Consider the following 21,691-nt stretch of genomic DNA (forward strand, 5'->3'; position numbering starts at 1 on the left):
TAGAAAGCTTTTTTAAAATTGCTGAGTAGCATATGCTTAGCGAAAGAGGACTGGCTCCTTCGTTGTAGCAAACTGTTTTTGATAGTATAATGAAAGAAGTATGCAGTGAGGAATTTTACTGCAAGTAGCTGAGGTGAAGAAACATGCAAAGAGTGACAAACTGTGTGTTAATTAGAGATAATGAAGTACTCTTACTCCAAAAACCTCGCCGGAATTGGTGGGTTGCACCAGGCGGGAAAATGGAGCGTGGTGAGACTGTAAGAGATTCCGTTGTTCGCGAATATCGCGAAGAAACAGGTATTTATTTGAAAAACCCAGCGTTAAAGGGGGTCTTCACCTTTGTCATCCAAGAAGGTGATAAAGTTGTTTCTGAATGGATGATGTTCTCCTTTTTAGCGACAGATTTTGCAGGAGAAAACAAACTAGAGAGCGAAGAAGGCATCATTGGTTGGCATACATTTGATAAAATTGATGATTTAGCAATGGCGCCAGGAGATTATCACATTATTGATTATTTAATTAAAGGAAATGGCATAATCTACGGTACATTTGTATATACCCCAGATTTTGAGTTGCTTTCATATCGATTAGATCCGAGTTAAACCGTCAAGGAGAGGATACGATGACAGAGAATAATGATATAAAAATGGTAATTATTACAGGGATGTCTGGAGCTGGAAAAACAGTAGCTTTACAAAGTTTTGAAGATTTAGGATATTTTTGTGTAGATAATTTACCACCGATGTTATTGCCAAAGTTTATTGAGCTTATGGCGGATTCAAAAGGGAAAATGAATAAAGTGGCACTTGGTATTGATTTACGTGGCCGAGAGTTTTTCGAACATTTATGGGGAGCACTTGATGATTTATCAGAACGTACATGGATTATTCCTCATATTTTATTTTTAGATGCGAAAGATAGTACGCTTGTAACTCGTTATAAAGAAACGAGACGTTCGCATCCACTTGCACCAACTGGTTTGCCGTTAAAGGGAATCGAAGCAGAGCGCAATTTATTAACAGATATGAAGGCACGAGCGAATATTGTGCTTGATACATCGGATTTAAAACCGAAAGAATTACGTGAAAAAATTGTTCACTTGTTCTCAACAGAAACTGAGCAAGCATTTCGTGTAAATGTTATGTCATTTGGATTTAAGTACGGTATTCCAATTGATGCAGATTTAGTATTTGATGTTCGTTTTTTACCAAATCCATATTACATTCCACACATGAAGCCATTAACAGGACTAGATGAAGAAGTTTCTTCGTATGTACTGAAATTTAATGAGACACATAAGTTTTTAGAGAAGTTGACGGATCTGATTACTTTCATGCTGCCTCATTATAAAAGAGAAGGCAAAAGTCAACTTGTAATTGCAATTGGATGTACAGGTGGACAGCATCGTTCTGTTACGCTTACAGAATACCTTGGGAAACATTTGAAACCAGAGTATAGTGTTCATGTATCTCATCGTGATGTGGAGAAGAGAAAGGGCCATTAAGGGATGAAAAAAGAGAGAAAACCTAAAATTGTCATCATGGGAGGCGGAACTGGACTCTCTGTTTTATTAAGAGGATTAAAGCAATATCCTGTTGATATTACAGCAGTTGTTACAATCGCTGATGATGGTGGTAGTTCGGGTAGATTACGTGATGAGCTAGAAATTCCACCTCCAGGTGACATCCGTAACGTACTTGTTGCGTTATCGGATGTAGAGCCACTGGTGGAAGCTTTATTTCAGCACCGTTTCACAACAGGAGACGGACTGAAAGGTCATGCGTTAGGAAATCTATTATTGGCAGGTATGACCTCGATTACAGGAGACTTTTTCCATGCAATTACGGAAACAAGTAAAGTATTAAATGTCAGAGGACGTGTATTACCAGCAGCGAATCAAAGTGCGGTACTTCATGCGGAACTTGAAGATGGAGAAATTGTAACAGGTGAATCAAAGATTCCCTATTACGGAAAGAAGATTAATCGCGTCTTTTTAACTCCAGAAGATGTAGAGCCATTGCATGAAACGTTGGCTGAGATTAAACGAGCTGATTTACTTGTTTTCGGCCCAGGAAGTTTGTATACGAGTATATTACCCAATTTAGTTGTTAACAAAATTGGAGACGCAGTTCTTGCTGCAAAGGCGAAGAAGGTATATGTATGTAACGTTATGACACAAGCGGGTGAAACGATGGGATATACTGCTTTTGATCATGTGCAGGCGTTACACGATCATTTAGGGCAACCATTTATCAATACTGCAATTGTAAATAACCGTGAGATTCCTTGTGAATTACGTAAGTTATATGATGAAGAAATGTCTACACCAGTTGTAGTGGATGAAGAACGTTTTGTTGAAAATAATATTGATGTTATTCAAGAGGGATTAGCGAAGTATGATGATCATGTTGTAAGGCATGATACGTTAAAGTTAGCTTCCATTTTATATTCATTGTTATAAATATGCGTTGCCTCGTTTGAGGTAGCGCTCCTCATTCATATAGGACAAGAATTTTGTTCCATAATAATCGTATAAGGAGGTGTTGACTGTGTCATTTGCATCAGAAACAAAGAAAGAGTTGACGAATCTTGAGATGAAGGAATGCTGTGAGAAAGCAGAATTATCAGCGTTACTTCGAATGAACGGGTCGCTTTCTTTTTCAAACCGTCGTCTATCTATCGATATTCAAACGGAAAATGCGGCAATTGCAAGAAGGATTTATACGCTTTTGAAAAAAGGATATGACGTGACGGTAGAATTACTTGTTCGTAAAAAAATGCGATTGAAGAAAAATAATGTATATATTGTGCGGCTTGTTGAGAAGTCTCGCGAAATATTAGCTGATCTTCATATTGTTCGAGATGACTTTTCATTTATTCGAAATATATCACAAGAATTGATTGAGAAGAAGTGTTGTAAACGATCGTATTTACGCGGAGCATTTTTAGCAGGTGGTTCAGTAAATAACCCAGAAACATCATCTTATCATTTAGAAATCTTTTCGTTATATAAGGAACATAATGATGCTATATGTGAACTGATGAACGGATTTGATTTAAATAGTAAGACGCTGGAGAGAAGAAAAGGGTACATTACGTATTTGAAAGAAGCAGAAAAAATTACAGAGTTTTTAAATATTATAGGTGCTCATAATGCACTTTTAAGATTTGAAGATATTCGAATCGTACGTGATATGCGTAATTCTGTAAATCGTTTAGTGAACTGCGAAACAGCTAATTTAAATAAAACAATTGGTGCAGCACTAAGGCAGATTGAAAATATTCGTTACATTGATGAGACAGTTGGTCTTGATATATTGCCGGATAAACTACAAGAGATTGCACAATTACGAAGAGATTATCAAGATGTAACATTGAAAGAGTTAGGTGAGATGGTATCCGGGGGGAAGATTAGTAAGTCGGGTATTAATCATCGTTTGCGTAAAATCGATGAAATTGCAGAGAAATTACGCGCGGGGGAAACGGTAGCAAAAAAATAAGAGGTTAAAGGGGAAATGGAGCTGTGGTTCAAAAACGAGTTCAGGTTTCATTAAAAAACGGTTTACAAGCACGTCCGGCTGCGTTGTTTGTACAAGAGGCAAATCGCTTTCATGCAGATATCTTCATCGAGAAAGATGGAAAGACAGTAAATGCAAAGAGCATAATGGGGATTATGAGCTTAGCAATTGGAACTGGAAGCATGATAACAATTACAACAGAAGGTTCAGATGCAGAAGAGGCTTTAGAAGCATTAGCTGCATATGTACAATAAAAAGCTATCGCGTATATGCGATAGCTTTTTTGTTGTCTGTGCGAATTAGCGAGGAGGGGTATTTAAGGGGTACGTGCTTGTCGAGAATTGTCGGTAAGTCGATAAGTTATGTCGAAACGTCGATATATTAAAATAATCGCCGATATAATCGGAGTTGCGGTCGATATATTTGAAAAATCGCTGATATATTTAGAGAGATACTGGATGGGGTATGTGAGCGGGGAACAATATATAAAAGAAGCGCCCAATTATAGGGCGCTTCCACTTTTAGTTGTATCCAGCTCCAGCGACCTGCGATTCTAAACGAGCCGCTTTCGCTTTTAGTTATTAACGATTTGTAAAGATTTTATCGATTAAACCGTATTCTAAAGCTTTTTCTGCTGTCATGAAGTTGTCGCGGTCTGTGTCGCGTTGTAGTACTTCAAGTGGTTGACCAGTGCGGTCAGCAAGAATTTGGTTTAGTTTTTCACGTAAGAATAGGATACGTTTTGCAGCGATTTCGATTTCAGTCGCTTGACCTTGTGCTCCGCCAAGTGGTTGGTGAATCATTACTTCACTGTTTGGAAGTGCATAACGTTTTCCTTTTTCACCTGCTGCAAGTAAGAATGCACCCATAGATGCTGCCATACCGATACAGATTGTTGATACTTGTGGTTTAATAAACTGCATTGTATCATAGATTGCCATACCTGCTGTGATAGAACCACCAGGGCTGTTGATGTAGATGTGAATATCTTTTTCTGGATCTTGAGATTCCAAGAATAAAAGCTGGGAAACGATTGAGTTAGCTACGTTGTCATCAATTGCACTACCAAGCATAATGATGCGGTCTTTTAATAGTCGAGAGTAAATATCGTAAGCGCGTTCTCCACGATTTGTTTGTTCAATTACTGTAGGAATTAAATTCATCTGTTATTTCCTCCTTATAAAGCTTTCTTAGTCTTATAATACAATTATGGTCAATAAAGGTCAAACGAAACCACTTTAAATCAAAAAAATATGTAGTTGTACCATGAAATATTCGCTATGTTTTCGAAATTCCCTGCTTATGTATCTTCAACATCATAACCGAATTACATAAATTTAAACGTTATGAAAACTGGAGAAAAAAGAAAAGAACGCCTTTTAACTGAAGCGTTCTTTCGATAATTAGTCTTTTAAAAGATAGGTTACTTTATTTAAAATCTTTTCGATTTGTTTCGCGTTTTTACTATACATTTCGCTTGCTGATTTCGACTTTGTTTCTAGGGAAAATAGTTCAAGATCAGCATGACATTTTTTTAAAGATGCTAATAATAAAGGTTTATTTTGAGGAGAAGGCATTTGGAGTTTGTCATTGTAAATGTCGATAGTAAGTTGTCCGTATGAATCCACTTGACCGAGGAAGACATTTTCAATAACAACACCGAGTTTTTCTAATTCTGAATGTAGCCAAGCGCGGTTATGTCCGCTTGCTGAAAGAGGTTCATCTAGTACATTTCCATCCATAATAACAGTTTGTGGTTCTTTCTCGTTTGGTACTTTTAAACCGATATCTTTTGCTGTAAGTGGCTGGGAATCTTTCTTTAATAATACATTTAATTCTCCGCTCGGTTCTAAGACAGCAAATTCGACTTCAGCTACGCTGAACGCACTTTTTCCACGGAGAAGTTCCAGTAATTCGTCACTCGTATATTTTTCTTTCTTTAAGTTATCTTCGAGTATCTTTCCGTCTTTTATTAATACGGTAGATTTCCCTTCAAAGAAGTCCCGAGCTGTTTTGTTCTTTAAAGAGAGGATTCCTGTTAAAAAAGGTACCACAGCGAAAATGAGTATCGCAAAGACGCCGTGAAAAAATTTTGAATCGAGCCCTGTAGATACTTGGGCAGCGATGTCACCAATCGTCATTCCGGCTATGTATTCAAAAAAGGAAAGCTGAGAGATTTGTCTTTTCCCTAACCATTTCGTAATAGCGAATAAAATAATTAATATGAATACAGAGCGAAGAATGACAAGTGTCCATTCCGGCAGGTGAGACATAGTCGTTTCCTCCAGTCTACTTAAAACCCTTTATATTGAGGTTCTTCACGTTCTAATACTGAAATTCTATCCTTTAAATCAGCGATGACGCTGTCCATTTCTAACATACATTCATGAAATACGCGTTTTGATTCTTCGTCTTGTGAATTTAATGAAAGGGAGCTTAAACTTGCTTGAGCGCCCCTTACACTAGCAAGGCAAGTTTTTACGCTAGCGATAACAGTCATATAAACACCTCTTATCCTTTCGGTTTGAATAACAATGCTCCAATGAAGCCGAAAATAATAGCCGCTGATACACCGGCGCTCGTTACTTTAAACATGCCGGTAATAACGCCAACGATGCCATGTTTTGCAGCTTCTTCCATTGCGCCATGAACGAGGGCATTACCAAAGCTTGTAATAGGTACGGTTGCCCCGGCTCCAGCGAAATCAATTAATGGCTCATACAAATTAAATCCATCTAATATAGCTCCAGCAACAACGAGTGTTGCCATTGTATGAGCAGGTGTTAGTTTGCCGACATCAAACATAAGTTGGCCGATTACACATATAAGTCCGCCAATGACGAAAGCCCAGAAAAAAATCATTGCGTTGCACCTCCAAATTCAATCGAAACGGCGTGAGCGATACACGGAATTGTTTCTTCTTGTTGGAATGTAAGTGGAGATAGTAAAGCGCCTGTCGCAACGACAAGTATTTTTTTGAACTCTCCTCTTTTCATTCGGTTTAATAAATGACCGTATACGACTGTTGCGGAACATCCAGGTCCGCTAGCACCAGCTATGACAGGTTGTCCTTCTCTATAAATGATAATTCCGCAATCTTGAAATTGTTCGCTCGTTACTTTCGTTCCGTGTTTATGTAGTAAGTCATAAGCAATTTCGCGTCCTACATGTCCGAGATCACCTGTTACGATTAAATCGTAGTAAGAGGCATCAATTTGACGTTCACGTAAATGGGCTTCAATTGTATCAACTGCAGCTGGAGCCATTGCGCCTCCCATATTAAACGGATCCGTTAATCCCATATCAACCACTCGGCCGATTGTTGCAGAGGTTACTCTTGGACCGTGTCCAGTATCGCTTAAAATAGCGGCTCCTGCTCCGGTTACTGTCCACTGTGCAGTAGGCGGCTTTTGTCCACCGTATTCGGTAGGGTAGCGGAACTGTTTTTCTACAGCTGTATTATGGCTTGAAGCTCCAGTTAATAAATATTTTGCACCTTTTGCATTTACGATACTTGCCCCAAGTGCTAAACCTTCCATAGAAGTAGAGCAAGCCCCGAATAATCCGAGATAAGGAGTCCCAAGTGTGCGGCAAGCAAAGCTTGTTGGAGTAATTTGATTAATTAAATCTCCTGCGAGTACGAATTGAATATCATCTTTACGAAGCTCTGCTTTTTCAGTAGCGCGACTACAAGCTTCTTCGAATAAAATCTTATGTGCTTTTTCATAGGAATCTTGTCCGAGCCATAAATCTTCATGAAGGATATCGAAGTCTTCTGGGATGTTCCCCTTTGCTTCAAATGGTCCACCGACAACCCCTGTTGAAATAATGACTGGTTTGTTTTCAAATACCCACGTTCGGTGTCCTTGTAACATTTATAGCCCTCCCCATTGAACGAGAATAGTTTTAATAAGTGCGATGACGAAAGCGGAAAATACACCAAATAAAATAACAGAACCAGCTAGTTTAAACATATTACCGCCGACACCAAGTACAAAACCTTCCGTTCGGTGTTCAATACACGCGGAGATAACAGAGTTACCAAATCCAGTGACAGGTACAGCTGTTCCAGCACCTGCAAACTGACCGAGACGATCGTATACACCGAATCCGGTTAGCAACATTGAGATAAAAATGAGAGTTGCGACTGTTGGATTTCCTGCTGAACGTTCGGTAAAATCGAAATACGTAATATAAAAAGTTGATATCAGTTGCCCGATTAGGCAGATAAAACCACCAACGAAAAAGGCCTTTAAACAATTTTTTAGAACAGGGCGTTTCGGTTCGCGTTCTTGCTCAAATTTTTTGTATTCCTGTTGTACAGGGGTTAAGTTTTTATCTTTACTTGACATTGCAATCCTTCCTTTTCTATTCGAAAGCGTTAAGTGTTAGATTCCATTTCTGATCCGATTAGCTTTAACTGTTTTTTGATCTCATCTTTAGATACTTCTTTTTTCTTAATTTTGTTTGCAAGCTTTTCGAGTAACATAAAGATTTTTTTATCTGTACTAACACGAACATCGAAAGTAGGATATTCATCACTTAGTTGCTTTTGAAGTTTCTTGCGCAAAGGTTTTAATCCAAACCTTTCATGATGCTCAGGTATAACCGCTATGTAGAGATCTAAATTTGAATTCACTGCTGCGCTTTTTATAATTTCATCCATAGCGAGGGCCTTTTTCTTAGCTCCTTGCGATATAGATTGATTAAAGGATTCTGTACTCATCTTTGTTAATTTTGGACCCTTTTCTTTTTCTGTTCGTTTTGTTTCTTCTTTCTTTACCTTTTTATCTAATGGGCTATGATCACAACCGGTAAAAGAACTAAATAGAAGTATAAATAACGCGGTTATAAGTCCAATCTTTCGCATAATCATCATTCCATTTCTATTGCAATATGTAATGTGATAGAAAAAGGATGACTGCATATCATCCTTTTTCTATTTCACAGCAAGATTGGTTCGTTATTGCTGTGAGTATTGTGGTTCTTCTTGTTGGACTTCTTCAACACGTGGGTTTAAAGAATCGATAATCGTTTGTGTTTGCTGCGCAGCTGTTTGGAAAAGTTGCTTAGCTTGTTGGTTATCCGTATCAAGAGCGAATCCCTCTAAGCTAGCTTGTGCACTTTTTAATCCAGAAACAGTCTGCTTTAATTTTGTAATTACAGTCATTGAATGAAGCCCCCTTTGGAATATCAATTCAAAGATTATAATTTGTGAGTTGGGGAGAATTTATGATTGGAAAATTTAGGGGTGGAATGGATTTTATATGCTTTTAGCTAAGATGCATAAGGTATTACAGGGATATTTTTATTGATTTAGATGGATTTTATTGCTATTATTATGAGAAGAAAATGAAGTGTTTTCTATAATCATGCGCCCATAGCTCAGTCGGATAGAGCGGTGGTTTCCGGTACCACGTCTGCCGGGGGTTCGAATCCCTCTGGGCGCGTCAAAAAGTCCTAACTTACGTTTTGTAGGTTAGGACTTTTTTTATTTACCTCTTGTTATATCTAGTAATAAGATTTACTATTAGTACTTGATAATAATTTTTAACTTTATTATTTTCTTTCAATATTATTCAAATTTCGGTTGTAAGTTGTAAATCTCATTAATACATATAAATTAATAATATTTTGGAATGGGTGTCTGCGTGAGGATTCTCCTTTTACCAAACTTATTGTACAATAGAAACAAGGGGGAGATTAGTTTGAAGGCAAGTCTTTTACAAGAACAAAGCTTACGTTTGGCAATGACACAAGAGTTAAGGCAAGCGATTACAATGCTCCAGTATAATGTACAAGAATTATCGGAGTTTTTGTATGAGCAATCGTTAGAGAATCCCCTTATTGAGTTAGGTGGTTTTGAGAGGGAGAAGAAAAAGAGCTCTAACAACAGTAAAAGTACCAGCAAACAAGTCGAGAATCAGATGGAGATCTACAGTGTGGATTCTACAACGATTCAGCAACATTTATTAAATCAAATACAGTATTATAAAATAGATGAAGAAGAGCGAAAAGTAGCTTCTTTCATTATTATGAACATGGATGGAAATGGATATTTACAAGAAACGAATGAAGAGTTAGCAGAGCTCCTTTCTGCACATATTCATGTAGTCGACCGTTCTGTAGAGCTTGTCCAATCACTGGAGCCAGCAGGGGTAGGGGCGCGTAATATTCAGGAATGTTTAACCTTACAATTGAAGCGCTTACAAAGACGTAATGGATTAGCAGAAGAGGTTGTAGAAGATCATTTCGCTTATTTTGTGAAGAAAGATTGGCGAAAGCTCGTTCAAGTGTTGAAATGTAGTAATGAGGAATTGCAGAGTGCGGTAAATTGTATAACGTCATTACAACCAAAACCAGGTCTTGCGTTTTCTTCAGATAAACCACTTTACATTGTACCTGATATGGCGGTGAAAAAAGATGGCGATCGCCTCGTTTTACAAATGAATGAGAGAAATATGCCGAGAATTGAAATTCATTCTGAATATAGTGCGCTTCTTAATAATAGTGAAAGTGAAGTAGCATCTTACGTATCAGAAAAGTATCAGCATGTGCAGTGGATTATGCGCAGTTTGAAGCAGAGAAAACAGACATTGCTGCAAGTAATGACTATTATTATGGAAAAACAACGTGATTTCTTCTGGAAAGGTCCAGAGTATTTAAGACCTCTCGCTTTAAAAGAGGTAGCGGAAGAGTTAAGTGTGCATGAATCGACAATTAGTCGTGCGACGCGAAATAAATATGTGCAAACACCACACGGTTTATTTGAGATGAAATCGTTCTTTAGCAATGCCGTTTCGACGACTGAAGATGAAGCAGTTTCTACAAAACGTGTAAAACAATTTATTCAAACGCTAATTGGGGCAGAGGATAAGAAAAAGCCACTTTCAGATCAAAAGATTTCAAAATTATTAGAAGAAGAGCATGAAATTGTTATTTCTCGAAGAACAGTGGCGAAGTATAGAGAACAAATGCATATCCCAGCTTCGTCATTACGAAAAACGATCGGATAGGTGAAGAAGATGAAAGTTGTACTGTATACTAAAAAAGATTGTGGCCTTTGCGTGAAGGCGAAACAAGTTTTACAGGAAGTACAATGTGAATATTCTTTTCAAATCGAGGAAATAGATATATATGAAGATAATGACCTTTTAGAAAAATATCACTTAATGATTCCGGTTGTAGAAATGGACGGAAAACAAGTAGAATATGGTAACATTCACAAAGGTGTCATAATAAACTATATAAAGAATGCAGTTAAGAGTTGAATAAGTTTCTATCTCCTGTTACAATAATACACGTAGCAGGGATTATTTTTTTAACCTATGTGGGACACAAAATGTCACTACGGGACGTAAAGTGACCACAAGGGAAAATGAACCGATGTAGTGAGGAGAAAAGATATGCGCTCATGGATTCAGAATACAAAAAAATTATTACCTGATCTGCTACCTGTTATGCAAACGAGAATGCAAATTCTTCAATACATTAGGCTCATGCAGCCGATTGGAAGAAGAAACTTATCAGCAAGTCTCGGTATGACAGAACGAGTATTGCGAAGTGAAGTTCAAGTTTTGAAAGAACAAAACTTAGTTCACGTCGCTTCTTCTGGAATGACTTTGACAGAAGAAGGAACAGCTTTAGTTCTTGCTTTGGAAGACTTTATGAAAGAAATTTCCGGGTTAAAGGTTTTAGAAAAGCAACTTAAGGAAACATTAGACTTGGATGAAGTTTTCGTTGTCCCTGGTGATAGTGATGAATCACCTTGGGTCAAACTGGAGATGGGCCGTGCTTGTGTGACTTGTATAAAAGACCGTCTGACAGCGAATAATATCGTTGCTGTGGCTGGAGGAACTACGCTAGCTGCTGCTGCGGACATGATGCAACTTGATTGCAAAGATTTACATATGCTGTTTGTCCCAGCACGTGGTGGAATTGGAGAAGGTGTTGAATTAGAAGCCAATACCATTTGTGCCAAGATGGCGCAAAATACGATGAGTAATTATCGCTTATTGTATGTTCCAGACCATGTTAGTAGCGAAGCATATGCGTCTATTGTGACAGAGCCTTCCGTGAAAGAAGTTCTTGAGTTGATTCGATCTTCCAATATCGTCATTCATGGAATAGGTGATGCGTTAACAATGGCACGTCGCAGAAGTACTTCAGAAGCAGATTGGTTAAAGATTCAGGCAAGCGAAGCAGTTGGCGAAGCTTTCGGTTACTACTTTAATGAAGAAGGAAATGTTGTTCATAAAGTAAGAACAGTTGGTATGCAACTAGAGGACTTACAAAATGTATCTCATGTTGTTGCAGTCGCTGGAGGTTCTTCAAAGGCAAAAGCAATACAGGCTGTAATTAAACAAGGGCACACTTCAATTCTAATTACAGATGAAGGTGCAGCAAAACAGTTAACAAAGGGTTTTACCCTTTAATATAATCCCCCAAGGAGGAAATTCAAATGACTAAAATTGGTATTAATGGATTTGGACGTATCGGACGTAACGTATTCCGCGCAGCTCTTAACAACTCTGAGGTAGAAGTAGTAGCAATCAACGACTTAACAGATGCTAAAACATTAGCTCACCTTTTAAAATATGACACAGTTCACGGAACTTTAAATGCAGAAGTATCTGCTAACGAAAACAGCATCGTTGTTAACGGTAAAGAAATTAAAGTTATCGCTGAGCGTGACCCAGCTCAATTACCATGGAGCGACTACGGAGTAGAAGTAGTAGTAGAATCTACTGGCCGTTTCACTAAAAAATCAGATGCTGAGAAACACTTAGGTGGATCAGTTAAGAAAGTTATCATCTCAGCTCCAGCTTCTGACGAAGATATCACTGTAGTTATGGGTGTTAACCACGAACAATACGATGCAGCTAACCACAACGTAGTATCTAACGCTTCTTGTACTACAAACTGTCTAGCTCCATTCGCTAAAGTATTAAACGAAAAATTCGGCGTAAAACGCGGAATGATGACAACAATTCACTCTTACACTAACGACCAACAAATCTTAGACTTACCACACAAAGATTTACGTCGTGCTCGTGCAGCAGCTGAAAACATGATCCCAACATCTACTGGTGCAGCTAAAGCTGTAGCATTAGTATTACCAGAACTTAAAGGTAAATTAAACGGTGGCGCTGTACGTGTTCCAACTGCTAACGTTTCTCTAGTTGACTTAGTTGTTGAACTTGACAAAGAAGTAACAGTTGAAGAAGTAAATGCAGCATTCAAAGCAGCAGCTGAAGGCGAATTAAAAGGTATCCTTGGATACAGCGAAGAGCCATTAGTATCTATCGACTATAACGGATGTACAGCTTCTTCTACAATCGATGCATTATCTACAATGGTAATGGAAGGTAACATGGTTAAAGTACTTTCTTGGTACGATAACGAAACTGGTTACTCTAACCGCGTAGTAGACCTAGCAGCTTACATGACTTCAAAAGGTCTTTAATTCTTAATTATATAAGTTATCAATGACAAAACGAGGGAGAGGGTTTGTTCCCTCTCTCTCTTCTTTCGTTTTAAAAGCAAATGTGTTAAGCTTTTGAGTGGGTTTTGTCAATCCTAACTAGTAGTCGGAGGGAAATCCAATGAACAAAAAATCAATTCGTGACGTAGATTTAAAAGGTAAGCGTGTATTTTGCCGCGTTGATTTCAACGTACCTATGAAAGAAGGTAAAATTACAGATGAAACTCGTATCCGTGCAGCTCTTCCTACAATTCAATATTTAGTAGAGCAAGGTGCGAAAGTTATTTTAGCAAGTCACTTAGGCCGTCCAAAAGGTCAAGTAGTAGAAGAAATGCGTTTAACTCCAGTAGCAGCACGTTTAGGCGAGCTTCTTGGTAAAGACGTTAAAAAAGCGGACGAAGCATTCGGACCAGTTGCACAAGAAATGGTTGCAGCAATGAACGAAGGCGACGTATTAGTTCTTGAAAACGTACGTTTCTATGCGGGCGAAGAAAAGAACGATGCAGAACTTGCGAAAGAATTTGCAGCACTTGCTGACATCTTCGTAAACGATGCATTCGGTGCAGCTCACCGTGCTCACGCTTCTACAGCAGGTATCGCAGACTACCTACCAGCAGTATCTGGTCTATTAATGGAAAAAGAGTTAGATGTACTTGGTAAAGCACTTTCTAACCCAGAACGTCCATTTACAGCTATCATCGGTGGTGCGAAAGTAAAAGATAAAATCGGTGTAATTCGTCATCTATTAGACAAAGTAGATAACTTAATCATCGGTGGTGGACTTGCTTACACATTCGTTAAAGCTTTAGGTCATGAAATTGGTCTATCTCTATGTGAAGACGACAAGATCGAACTAGCTAAAGAATTTATGCAACTTGCAAAAGAAAAAGGCGTAAACTTCTACATGCCAGTTGATGTTGTAATCACTGAGGAATTCTCTGAAACTGCAACAACTAAAATCGTTGGTATCGACTCTATCCCTTCTAACTGGGAAGGCGTGGACATCGGTCCTAAAACACGTGAAATTTATGCAGATGTAATTAAAAATTCTAAGCTTGTTGTATGGAATGGACCAATGGGTGTATTCGAAATGACTCCATTCGCAGAAGGTACAAAAGCAGTAGGACAAGCATTAGCAGATGCAGAAGATACATACTCTGTTATCGGCGGTGGTGACTCTGCAGCAGCTGTTGAAAAATTCGGTATGGCTGATAAAATGAGCCACATTTCTACTGGCGGCGGTGCGTCATTAGAATTCATGGAAGGTAAAGAGCTTCCAGGTGTAGTTTGTCTTAACGACAAATAAGTAGCAGCCAAAGAAAAAGGACGGTGCAAAGCATGCGTAAACCAATTATCGCAGGTAACTGGAAAATGAATAAAACTCTATCTGAAGCAGTTAGCTTCGTAGAGGAAGTTAAAGGTCAAATCCCAGCAGCTTCAGCTGTTGATGCAGTAGTTTGCTCTCCAGCTCTATTCTTAGAGCGCCTTGTAGCAGCAACTGAAGGAACTGACTTACAAGTAGGTGCACAAAACATGCACTTCGAAAAAAATGGTGCATTCACTGGCGAAATTAGCCCAGTAGCACTTAGCGACTTAAAAGTTGGCTATGTAGTACTTGGCCACTCTGAGCGTCGTGAAATGTTTGCTGAAACAGATGAGTCAGTAAACAAAAAGACTATCGCAGCATTTGAACATGGTTTAACACCAATCGTATGTTGTGGTGAGACTTTAGAAGAGCGCGAAAGCGGAAAAACATTTGATCTAGTAGCAGGTCAAGTGACAAAAGCACTTGCAGGTTTAACAGAAGAGCAAGTTAAAGCAACTGTTATCGCTTATGAGCCAATCTGGGCTATCGGTACAGGTAAATCTTCTTCTTCTGCAGATGCAAACGAAGTATGTGCGCACATCCGTAAAGTTGTTGCAGAAGCTGTTTCTCCAGAAGCTGCAGAAGCTGTTCGTATCCAATACGGCGGTAGCGTAAAACCAGAAAACATTAAAGAGTATATGGCACAATCTGACATCGACGGCGCTTTAGTTGGCGGTGCTAGCTTAGAGCCTGCTTCGTTCTTAGGTCTTCTGGGGGCGGTAAAATGAGAAAGCCAACAGCTTTAATCATTCTTGACGGTTTCGGACTTCGTGAAGAAACTTACGGGAATGCTGTAGCACAAGCTAAGAAACCTAATTTTGATGGTTACTGGAACAAATTCCCTCACACAACGCTTACAGCTTGTGGCGAGGCAGTAGGTCTTCCAGAAGGTCAAATGGGTAACTCTGAGGTTGGTCACTTAAATATCGGTGCTGGCCGCGTAGTATATCAAAGCTTAACACGCGTTAACGTTGCAATTCGTGAAGGCGAGTTCGATAAGAACGAAACTTTTCAAAATGCAATTAAAAGCGTAAAAGAAAAAGGTACTGCACTTCATTTATTCGGTTTACTTTCTGACGGTGGTGTGCACAGTCACATGAACCATATGTTTGCTCTTCTTCGCTTAGCAGCAAAAGAAGGCGTGGAGAAAGTTTATATCCATGCATTCTTAGACGGCCGCGATGTTGGACCACAAACAGCAAAAGGTTATATCGATGCAACGAATGAAGTAATTAAAGAAACAGGAGTAGGACAATTCGCGACTATCTCTGGTCGTTATTACTCTATGGACCGTGACAAGCGTTGGGATCGCGTAGAAAAATGTTACAGTGCTATGGTGAATGGTGAAGGACCTACTTATAAATCAGCAGAAGAGTGTGTAGAAGACTCTTATGCTAACGGTATCTATGATGAATTCGTATTGCCGTCTGTAATTGTTAACGAAGATAACACGCCAGTTGCAACAATCAATGATGATGATGCAGTTATCTTCTATAACTTCCGTCCAGACCGTGCAATTCAAATTGCTCGTGTATTTACAAACGAAGACTTCCGTGAGTTCGATCGTGGTGAAAAAGTACCTCACATTCCAGAATTCGTATGTATGACACACTTCAGTGAAACTGTAGATGGATACGTGGCATTCAAGCCAATGAACCTTGATAACACTTTAGGTGAAGTTGTTGCGCAAGCGGGATTAAAGCAACTTCGCATCGCGGAAACTGAAAAGTATCCGCACGTTACATTCTTCTTTAGCGGTGGTCGTGAGGCTGAATTCCCAGGAGAAGAACGTATCTTAATTAACTCACCAAAGGTTGCAACGTATGACTTGAAACCTGAAATGAGCATTTACGAAGTAACGGACGCTTTAGTAAATGAAATCGAAAATGATAAACATGATGTTATCATTCTTAACTTTGCGAACTGTGATATGGTTGGCCATTCTGGGATGATGGAACCAACAATTAAAGCAGTAGAAGCAACTGACGAATGTTTAGGAAAAGTTGTAGAAGCGATTCTTGCAAAAGATGGTGTAGCACTTATTACTGCTGACCATGGTAATGCTGATCAGGAGTTAACTGCTGATGGTGGTCCTATGACAGCTCATACAACTAACCCGGTTCCTTTCATCGTTACAAAAAATGATGTAGAGCTTCGTGAAGGTGGTATTTTAGGAGATATCGCTCCAACAATGCTTACACTTTTAAATGTGGAACAACCGAAAGAAATGACAGGTAAAACAATTATTAAATAATTTGCTTATATAAAAAGGAGAGAATTTATTATGTCAACAATTATTGATGTTTATGCTCGCGAAGTCCTTGACTCTCGTGGTAACCCAACTGTAGAAGTAGAAGTTTACACAGAAAGCGGCGCTTTCGGACGCGCTATCGTACCAAGTGGTGCATCTACTGGTGAGCACGAAGCAGTAGAATTACGTGACGGTGACAAATCTCGTTACCTTGGTAAAGGTGTTGTTAACGCAGTAAACAACGTTAACGAAATTATCGCTCCAGAAATCGCTGGTTTCGATGTAACTGACCAAGCTGGTATCGACCGTGCTATGATCGAATTAGATGGCACTCCAAACAAAGGTAAACTAGGCGCTAACGCTATCCTTGGTGTATCTATGGCTGTAGCTCACGCAGCAGCTGACTTCGTAGGTCTTCCATTATACCGTTACCTTGGTGGATTCAATGCAAAACAATTACCAACTCCAATGATGAACATCATCAACGGTGGTTCTCACGCTGATAACAACGTTGACTTCCAAGAGTTCATGATCTTACCAGTTGGTGCTCCAACATTCAAAGAATCAATCCGTATGGGTGCTGAAGTATTCCATGCACTTAAAGCTGTATTACATGACAAAGGTCTTAACACTGCAGTAGGTGACGAAGGTGGATTCGCTCCAAACCTTGGTTCTAACCGTGAAGCTTTAGAAGTAATCATCGAAGCTATCGAAAAAGCTGGTTACAAAGCTGGCGAGAACGTATTCTTAGGAATGGACGTTGCTTCTTCTGAGTTCTACAACAAAGAAACTGGTAAATATGACCTTGCAGGCGAAGGCCGTACTGGCTTAACTTCTGCAGAAATGGTTGATTTCTATGAAGAGCTTTGCAAAGACTTCCCAATCATCTCTATCGAAGATGGTTTAGACGAAAACGACTGGGATGGTCACAAATTATTAACTGAGCGTATCGGTGATAAAGTACAATTAGTTGGTGACGATTTATTCGTAACTAACACTCAAAAACTTGCTGAAGGTATCGAAAAAGGTATCTCTAACTCAATCTTAATTAAAGTTAACCAAATCGGTACTTTAACTGAGACTTTCGAAGCTATCGAAATGGCTAAACGTGCTGGTTACACAGCAGTTGTATCTCACCGTTCTGGTGAAACTGAAGATGCTACAATCGCTGACATCGCAGTTGCAACTAACGCTGGCCAAATCAAAACTGGTTCTATGAGCCGTACTGACCGTATTGCTAAGTACAACCAATTATTACGCATCGAAGACGAACTAGGCGAAATCGCTGTTTACGATGGTATCAAATCTTTCTATAACATCAAACGATAATTGTAGAAAATAAACGACAGACCGTGAGAAATCATGGTCTGTTTTTTTATGCTAAAATTGTTCACCCGTCATAAGTGACATGAAATGTTTGAAGAAGCGGTTATAGTCAAAATCAATTGCGATTTGATGAACCGGCCAATCAATAAATGGCTTCTGGTTCACTAGAGAGCGAAATTCCCCTATGCTTGCTCCTTGTGCAGAGGATTCTGTCATGACAACAATAGGTGATTTATGATACGTGAACATAGAGTTATCAAATAAAGCGAGTATTGGCATTGTGTCATGGAAGGGGCTGCCTTTTAAATGTGGTAGGGCGTCTTTATAATATCCGTAGTAATAATGATCAAATAACGGTTTGACAAGTGGAGCTTTTCCTTTTGCCTCAATGTATTCTGCCATTTCTGGTGTAATGATGGAGTATTGAGTGACGTTTAATGGGTATATGTACATGTTAACTGCGGATTGAAGGACTATATTAGCAGCAGTAGGATCGCCATAAAAGTTTGCTTCGGAAATAGGGGTAACATTACCAGGATGTAAAAAGGCACCGCCCATTACGTAGTAAGATTTAATTTGTTTCATTAACTGTTTGCACATGATAAACAAAATTGCTAGGGAGGTAAGTCTTCCTAAACTCACAATGATTAATTCATCTTTATACTGTTCAATAAGAGGAATGACTTCAAAAAAATTCTCCATTTCTCCGTTAGTCACATTCACCTTTGGAATAATTGGACCGAGCCCCTGTTTCCCATGTACATCCGTAAAAAACGCAGGTGGGGCACCAGTAAGGGGACGTTCTGAACCACCGAATATCTTGATATTTCTATTCTTTGTTTCGTTATTAAAAAAATGAGCATTTTCTACGGCCATTTTTTTTGGAACATTGCCGTAATCAGCAACGATACCGACGATTTCTATTTCATCGATAAAGAATGCTAAGAGGAGAGCCATCGTATCATCAATCCCAGGATCACAAAAAATGAGAACTTTTTTGGGCATATGTTCACCACCTATCTTGTTTATCCGGTACAAATCCGCTTGGTGAGGGCTAATAATTAATGGGGATGAGGAAAACCTCAATGATTAAAGTTTCACTTTATATATATGTAAGTTTAAGGATAAAAAGATTATTTTATTGAAATAATAGTCTTTTAAATTCAGAAAATAAAAACTTTTTATATTAGGTCAAGGTTTTTGACGTAATTTTTGTTTAGAAATGCAGTCATATCAAGGTTGTAAGCGTATAACATAGGCTGTTTTTGCTGTCAAGTTGATAAATTGCAGCTTTTTACAATTTATACTATGATAAAGATATTAACAGAAGATCGTATAAACATGAGGGATGATGAACATGAAATTTACAAAGATTCTTGTCCAAATTGCTGCTCTTTACGTGTTTTATATGGTTGGAACTTGGGTGCAAGAAATGTTAAACATTCCAATTCCAGGAAGTTTGATTGGAATGTTCCTCTTACTTGTTTTACTTAGCCTAAAAGTTCTTCCAGTGAAATGGTTCGATTTAGGAGCAGAAACACTCGTTGCTATTATGCCGTTTTTATTAATTCCGCCAACGCTTGGCCTAATGAATTACGGTGCTTTTTTTATGAGTAAAGGAATTTCTCTTTTCATTACAGTTGTAGCGAGTACATTTTTAATTATTATTGTCGCAGGACATACAGGACAATATCTTGCGAATAGGAAGGAAAGAGAGTCGCGATGAGCCAAATATTAATCGGAGTCGGTTGGGTTCTTTTTACGGTGCTATTATATCAATTATCTAAAAAAATCTATAAATTATTTCCAACACCATTCACCATTCCAATGCTTGTAGCAACTGGATTAATGGCTTTCCTATTTATCGTGCTTGATATACCATATCAACATTATATGGAAAGTGGTGGTGGCTGGATTGCAAAGCTACTTGGACCCGGTGTTGTAGCATTTGCAATTCCTCTTTATAAACAACGTCATGTTCTGCAAAAATATGTTGTACCGATTGCTGGCGGGGTATTAGTAGGTACAACAGTTGCAATCGCTAGTGATTTTGCGATTGCTTCACTTATGGGAACGGATAAAAGCTTAATCTTATCGTCATTACCAAAATCGGTGACAATGCCAGTTGCGATGAGTGTTTCTGAACAAGTTGGTGGTGTACCTTCCTTAACAGCAGCTTTCGTTGTTATCGCAGGTATTACTGGAACGATTACAGGCCCACTTTTATTAAAATGGAGCCGTGTTACAAACTCAGTTGGTAAAGGTATCGGATTTGGATGTGCTTCTCATATTATGGGCGTGATGAGAGCAATGAAAAATAATGAGCATGAAGGTGTTATTGGATCGGTAACAATGACATTAACAGCAATTTTGACATGTTTACTTGGACCGTTATTTGCGATGATGTTTATGTAATAGAAGAAAAGCGAGAGCGCCCCTATAGCTCTCGCTTTTCTATAGAATTTATGCTACAGTTACAATAACTGAATCTTTGTAGGAGGTACGCCAAGTGCATACGTTATTATCAGTTTTACTTATTATTGTATCGATTTTAATGATTGTTATGGTACTTATGCAATCTAGTAATAGCTCAGGCCTTTCAGGTGCAATTTCAGGCGGTGCGGAGCAATTATTTGGTAAGCAAAAGGCACGTGGAATTGAAGCGGTATTAAACCGTATTACAATTGTTTTAGCTGTATTGTTCTTTGTATTAACAATTGGTGTTACGTACTTCAATTTATAAAATTGAAAGAAGAAGCGTTAGTGAATGGTACTAATGGTTCTTCTTTTTTTGTTTTGCTATTTGAAAGATGTTTCTAATTAGATTATAGAAATACAAATATGGTACACTAGATATAGAAAGAATACGACTAGATTACAGAAGAGAAAGAGGAGAAATACATGATGAAATTAGCATCTCCGAAACCATTTACATTTGAGGGTGGAGACCGCGCTGTTTTATTACTACATGGATTCACAGGGAACTCAGCTGATGTACGTATGTTAGGGCGTTTCTTAGAAAAGAAGGGCTATACTTGTCATGCGCCAATTTATAAAGGGCACGGTGTACCACCAGAAGAGCTTGTTCATACAGGGCCTACAGATTGGTGGCAAGATGTAACGGAGGCATATCAGCTTTTAAAAGATAAAGGTTTTGAGAAAATTGCTGTTGTTGGATTGTCACTTGGCGGCGTATTTTCTTTAAAATTAGGTTATACAGTACCGGTTTTAGGTGTAGTACCAATGTGTGCACCGATGTATATTAAGAGCGAAGAAACGATGTACCAAGGTATATTGGCATATGCCCGCGAATATAAAAAACGTGAGCAAAAATCACCTGAACAAATTGAACAAGAAATGTTGGAATTCCAAAAGACACCGATGAATACATTAAAAGCATTACAACAATTAATTGCTGACGTACGTAACAATGTGGATATGATTTATGCGCCAACATTTGTTGTACAAGCACGTCATGACGAAATGATTAATACAGATAGTGCTAACATTATTTATAACGGTGTAGAATCTACGTTAAAAGACATTAAATGGTATGAAGACTCTACGCATGTCATTACACTTGATAAACAACGTGACGAGCTACATGAGGATGTATATAACTTCTTGGAGCAACTAGATTGGTAAGATCTAGTTGCCTCTTTTTTTCATAAGGAATTTTTTGTGAAAACTGTAAAAATCATAAGGGGAGTATTGAAGTTTCACTTTATACATCCCCTATCTTTCGG

26 protein-coding genes and 1 tRNA gene are annotated in these 21,691 nt (G+C 38.6%); 18 read left to right on the plus strand and 9 right to left on the minus strand.

Going from position 1 to position 21,691, the window contains the following annotated elements; translation table 11 throughout:
- Positions 1–143: 143 nt before the first annotated feature.
- The 5 genes from HFD78_RS09715 (at position 144) to HFD78_RS09735 (ending at position 3,772) form a co-directional block, all read left to right on the plus strand.
- Positions 144–602 (plus strand): NUDIX hydrolase, encoded by a 459-nt coding sequence (locus HFD78_RS09715; RefSeq protein ID WP_001190080.1) that lies wholly within the window; start codon positions 144–146, stop codon positions 600–602.
- A gap of 20 nt (positions 603–622) precedes the next feature.
- Positions 623–1,504, plus strand: coding sequence for an RNase adapter RapZ (rapZ, locus tag HFD78_RS09720; RefSeq protein WP_000138459.1), 882 nt, complete (start codon positions 623–625; stop codon positions 1,502–1,504).
- A gap of 3 nt (positions 1,505–1,507) precedes the next feature.
- On the plus strand, positions 1,508–2,461 hold the full coding sequence (locus tag HFD78_RS09725; protein ID WP_000712186.1) for a gluconeogenesis factor YvcK family protein: 954 nt from the start codon (positions 1,508–1,510) through the stop codon (positions 2,459–2,461).
- 88 nt (positions 2,462–2,549) lie between these two features.
- A complete protein-coding gene (gene whiA / locus HFD78_RS09730) occupies positions 2,550–3,500 on the plus strand; it encodes a DNA-binding protein WhiA (RefSeq protein WP_000006560.1) in 951 nt (316 codons plus the stop codon).
- A gap of 23 nt (positions 3,501–3,523) precedes the next feature.
- A complete protein-coding gene (locus HFD78_RS09735) occupies positions 3,524–3,772 on the plus strand; it encodes an HPr family phosphocarrier protein (RefSeq protein WP_000250307.1) in 249 nt (82 codons plus the stop codon).
- Between the two features lie 327 nt (positions 3,773–4,099).
- Here the strand turns inward: HFD78_RS09735 and clpP are convergent, their stop codons facing one another.
- From clpP to HFD78_RS09775, 8 genes are all read right to left on the minus strand, one after another.
- Positions 4,100–4,681, minus strand: a complete 582-nt coding sequence (gene clpP / locus HFD78_RS09740; RefSeq protein ID WP_001049162.1) for an ATP-dependent Clp endopeptidase proteolytic subunit ClpP — start codon at positions 4,679–4,681, stop codon at positions 4,100–4,102.
- A 240-nt stretch (positions 4,682–4,921) separates the two neighbouring features.
- Positions 4,922–5,791: a DUF421 domain-containing protein gene (locus HFD78_RS09745; RefSeq protein WP_000018924.1), complete on the minus strand. Its 870-nt coding sequence runs from the start codon at positions 5,789–5,791 to the stop codon at positions 4,922–4,924.
- Positions 5,792–5,811: 20 nt separating this feature from the next.
- Complete coding sequence (locus tag HFD78_RS09750) at positions 5,812–6,018, minus strand: DUF1657 domain-containing protein (protein ID WP_000215909.1); 207 nt, start codon at positions 6,016–6,018, stop codon at positions 5,812–5,814.
- Positions 6,019–6,029: 11 nt separating this feature from the next.
- Positions 6,030–6,380 carry a stage V sporulation protein AE gene (gene spoVAE, locus HFD78_RS09755; RefSeq protein ID WP_000575919.1) on the minus strand — a complete coding sequence of 117 codons (351 nt, stop codon included), beginning with the start codon at positions 6,378–6,380 and terminating at the stop codon, positions 6,030–6,032.
- On the minus strand, positions 6,377–7,393 hold the full coding sequence (gene spoVAD / locus HFD78_RS09760; protein WP_000938972.1) for a stage V sporulation protein AD: 1,017 nt from the start codon (positions 7,391–7,393) through the stop codon (positions 6,377–6,379). Before spoVAD ends, spoVAE begins: the two co-directional genes overlap by 4 nt.
- Positions 7,394–7,870, minus strand: coding sequence for a stage V sporulation protein AC (spoVAC, locus tag HFD78_RS09765; protein WP_000095408.1), 477 nt, complete (start codon positions 7,868–7,870; stop codon positions 7,394–7,396).
- 29 nt (positions 7,871–7,899) lie between these two features.
- The gene (locus HFD78_RS09770) at positions 7,900–8,388 is read right to left on the minus strand and encodes a YhcN/YlaJ family sporulation lipoprotein (RefSeq protein ID WP_001226064.1); all 489 of its coding nucleotides are present in this window, start codon (positions 8,386–8,388) and stop codon (positions 7,900–7,902) included.
- A gap of 93 nt (positions 8,389–8,481) precedes the next feature.
- Positions 8,482–8,688 (minus strand): DUF1657 domain-containing protein, encoded by a 207-nt coding sequence (locus HFD78_RS09775; RefSeq protein ID WP_000216166.1) that lies wholly within the window; start codon positions 8,686–8,688, stop codon positions 8,482–8,484.
- A 204-nt stretch (positions 8,689–8,892) separates the two neighbouring features.
- Between HFD78_RS09775 and HFD78_RS09780 the strand changes: the two genes are divergently transcribed.
- The 9 genes from HFD78_RS09780 to eno all read left to right on the plus strand — a co-directional run bounded on the left by HFD78_RS09780 (position 8,893) and on the right by eno (position 17,948).
- A tRNA-Arg gene (locus tag HFD78_RS09780) sits at positions 8,893–8,968 on the plus strand.
- A gap of 258 nt (positions 8,969–9,226) precedes the next feature.
- Positions 9,227–10,534 carry an RNA polymerase factor sigma-54 gene (rpoN, locus tag HFD78_RS09785; RefSeq protein ID WP_000647955.1) on the plus strand — a complete coding sequence of 436 codons (1,308 nt, stop codon included), beginning with the start codon at positions 9,227–9,229 and terminating at the stop codon, positions 10,532–10,534.
- A gap of 9 nt (positions 10,535–10,543) precedes the next feature.
- Positions 10,544–10,789, plus strand: a complete 246-nt coding sequence (locus HFD78_RS09790; protein WP_000869730.1) for a glutaredoxin family protein — start codon at positions 10,544–10,546, stop codon at positions 10,787–10,789.
- 135 nt (positions 10,790–10,924) lie between these two features.
- Positions 10,925–11,953: a gapA transcriptional regulator CggR gene (gene cggR, locus HFD78_RS09795; RefSeq protein WP_001258185.1), complete on the plus strand. Its 1,029-nt coding sequence runs from the start codon at positions 10,925–10,927 to the stop codon at positions 11,951–11,953.
- 26 nt (positions 11,954–11,979) lie between these two features.
- The gene (gene gap, locus HFD78_RS09800; RefSeq protein ID WP_000161236.1) at positions 11,980–12,984 is read left to right on the plus strand and encodes a type I glyceraldehyde-3-phosphate dehydrogenase; all 1,005 of its coding nucleotides are present in this window, start codon (positions 11,980–11,982) and stop codon (positions 12,982–12,984) included.
- A 139-nt stretch (positions 12,985–13,123) separates the two neighbouring features.
- Positions 13,124–14,308 (plus strand): phosphoglycerate kinase, encoded by a 1,185-nt coding sequence (locus HFD78_RS09805; RefSeq protein WP_001036350.1) that lies wholly within the window; start codon positions 13,124–13,126, stop codon positions 14,306–14,308.
- Between the two features lie 32 nt (positions 14,309–14,340).
- Positions 14,341–15,096, plus strand: a complete 756-nt coding sequence (tpiA, locus tag HFD78_RS09810) for a triose-phosphate isomerase (RefSeq protein ID WP_001231038.1) — start codon at positions 14,341–14,343, stop codon at positions 15,094–15,096.
- Positions 15,093–16,622: a 2,3-bisphosphoglycerate-independent phosphoglycerate mutase gene (gpmI, locus tag HFD78_RS09815; RefSeq protein ID WP_001231158.1), complete on the plus strand. Its 1,530-nt coding sequence runs from the start codon at positions 15,093–15,095 to the stop codon at positions 16,620–16,622. The genes tpiA and gpmI overlap by 4 nt, the downstream gene beginning before the upstream one ends.
- Before the next feature lie 30 nt (positions 16,623–16,652).
- Positions 16,653–17,948: a phosphopyruvate hydratase gene (eno, locus tag HFD78_RS09820; protein ID WP_000103951.1), complete on the plus strand. Its 1,296-nt coding sequence runs from the start codon at positions 16,653–16,655 to the stop codon at positions 17,946–17,948.
- A gap of 51 nt (positions 17,949–17,999) precedes the next feature.
- On the opposite strand, the gene HFD78_RS09825 is transcribed toward eno, so the two are convergent.
- Complete coding sequence (locus HFD78_RS09825; RefSeq protein WP_001125050.1) at positions 18,000–18,950, minus strand: nucleoside hydrolase; 951 nt, start codon at positions 18,948–18,950, stop codon at positions 18,000–18,002.
- Between the two features lie 352 nt (positions 18,951–19,302).
- Here HFD78_RS09825 and HFD78_RS09830 point away from each other — a divergent pair, with 352 nt between their 5' ends.
- The 4 genes from HFD78_RS09830 (at position 19,303) to estA (ending at position 21,590) form a co-directional block, all read left to right on the plus strand.
- Positions 19,303–19,671 carry a CidA/LrgA family holin-like protein gene (locus tag HFD78_RS09830; protein WP_000673222.1) on the plus strand — a complete coding sequence of 123 codons (369 nt, stop codon included), beginning with the start codon at positions 19,303–19,305 and terminating at the stop codon, positions 19,669–19,671.
- The gene (locus tag HFD78_RS09835; protein ID WP_000078309.1) at positions 19,668–20,360 is read left to right on the plus strand and encodes an LrgB family protein; all 693 of its coding nucleotides are present in this window, start codon (positions 19,668–19,670) and stop codon (positions 20,358–20,360) included. Before HFD78_RS09830 ends, HFD78_RS09835 begins: the two co-directional genes overlap by 4 nt.
- Before the next feature lie 94 nt (positions 20,361–20,454).
- Entirely contained in the window at positions 20,455–20,688 is a 234-nt protein-coding gene (secG, locus tag HFD78_RS09840) for a preprotein translocase subunit SecG (RefSeq protein WP_000557264.1), read from the plus strand.
- 161 nt (positions 20,689–20,849) lie between these two features.
- Positions 20,850–21,590, plus strand: a complete 741-nt coding sequence (gene estA / locus HFD78_RS09845; protein ID WP_000761986.1) for a carboxylesterase — start codon at positions 20,850–20,852, stop codon at positions 21,588–21,590.
- Positions 21,591–21,691 lie beyond the last annotated feature (101 nt).

Source organism: Bacillus sp. EKM501B, from assembly GCF_011800505.1.
GTDB lineage: Bacteria > Bacillota > Bacilli > Bacillales > Bacillaceae_G > Bacillus_A > Bacillus_A cereus.

What these genes read in the sequence shown, in the direction of transcription:
- HFD78_RS09805 (WP_001036350.1), top strand. Translation starts at nt 13,124, where the DNA reads ATGAACAAAAAATCAATTCGTGACGTAGATTTAAAAGGTAAGCGTGTA.
- HFD78_RS09775 (WP_000216166.1), bottom strand. Translation starts at nt 8,688, where the DNA reads ATGACTGTAATTACAAAATTAAAGCAGACTGTTTCTGGATTAAAAAGT.
- tpiA (WP_001231038.1), top strand. Translation starts at nt 14,341, where the DNA reads ATGCGTAAACCAATTATCGCAGGTAACTGGAAAATGAATAAAACTCTA.
- spoVAD (WP_000938972.1), bottom strand. Translation starts at nt 7,393, where the DNA reads ATGTTACAAGGACACCGAACGTGGGTATTTGAAAACAAACCAGTCATT.
- clpP (WP_001049162.1), bottom strand. Translation starts at nt 4,681, where the DNA reads ATGAATTTAATTCCTACAGTAATTGAACAAACAAATCGTGGAGAACGC.
- HFD78_RS09750 (WP_000215909.1), bottom strand. Translation starts at nt 6,018, where the DNA reads ATGACTGTTATCGCTAGCGTAAAAACTTGCCTTGCTAGTGTAAGGGGC.
- cggR (WP_001258185.1), top strand. Translation starts at nt 10,925, where the DNA reads ATGCGCTCATGGATTCAGAATACAAAAAAATTATTACCTGATCTGCTA.
- gap (WP_000161236.1), top strand. Translation starts at nt 11,980, where the DNA reads ATGACTAAAATTGGTATTAATGGATTTGGACGTATCGGACGTAACGTA.
- gpmI (WP_001231158.1), top strand. Translation starts at nt 15,093, where the DNA reads ATGAGAAAGCCAACAGCTTTAATCATTCTTGACGGTTTCGGACTTCGT.
- HFD78_RS09790 (WP_000869730.1), top strand. Translation starts at nt 10,544, where the DNA reads ATGAAAGTTGTACTGTATACTAAAAAAGATTGTGGCCTTTGCGTGAAG.
- eno (WP_000103951.1), top strand. Translation starts at nt 16,653, where the DNA reads ATGTCAACAATTATTGATGTTTATGCTCGCGAAGTCCTTGACTCTCGT.
- HFD78_RS09745 (WP_000018924.1), bottom strand. Translation starts at nt 5,791, where the DNA reads ATGTCTCACCTGCCGGAATGGACACTTGTCATTCTTCGCTCTGTATTC.
- spoVAC (WP_000095408.1), bottom strand. Translation starts at nt 7,870, where the DNA reads ATGTCAAGTAAAGATAAAAACTTAACCCCTGTACAACAGGAATACAAA.
- rapZ (WP_000138459.1), top strand. Translation starts at nt 623, where the DNA reads ATGACAGAGAATAATGATATAAAAATGGTAATTATTACAGGGATGTCT.
- HFD78_RS09725 (WP_000712186.1), top strand. Translation starts at nt 1,508, where the DNA reads ATGAAAAAAGAGAGAAAACCTAAAATTGTCATCATGGGAGGCGGAACT.
- HFD78_RS09825 (WP_001125050.1), bottom strand. Translation starts at nt 18,950, where the DNA reads ATGCCCAAAAAAGTTCTCATTTTTTGTGATCCTGGGATTGATGATACG.
- HFD78_RS09830 (WP_000673222.1), top strand. Translation starts at nt 19,303, where the DNA reads ATGAAATTTACAAAGATTCTTGTCCAAATTGCTGCTCTTTACGTGTTT.
- HFD78_RS09715 (WP_001190080.1), top strand. Translation starts at nt 144, where the DNA reads ATGCAAAGAGTGACAAACTGTGTGTTAATTAGAGATAATGAAGTACTC.
- spoVAE (WP_000575919.1), bottom strand. Translation starts at nt 6,380, where the DNA reads ATGATTTTTTTCTGGGCTTTCGTCATTGGCGGACTTATATGTGTAATC.
- HFD78_RS09770 (WP_001226064.1), bottom strand. Translation starts at nt 8,388, where the DNA reads ATGCGAAAGATTGGACTTATAACCGCGTTATTTATACTTCTATTTAGT.
- HFD78_RS09835 (WP_000078309.1), top strand. Translation starts at nt 19,668, where the DNA reads ATGAGCCAAATATTAATCGGAGTCGGTTGGGTTCTTTTTACGGTGCTA.
- estA (WP_000761986.1), top strand. Translation starts at nt 20,850, where the DNA reads ATGAAATTAGCATCTCCGAAACCATTTACATTTGAGGGTGGAGACCGC.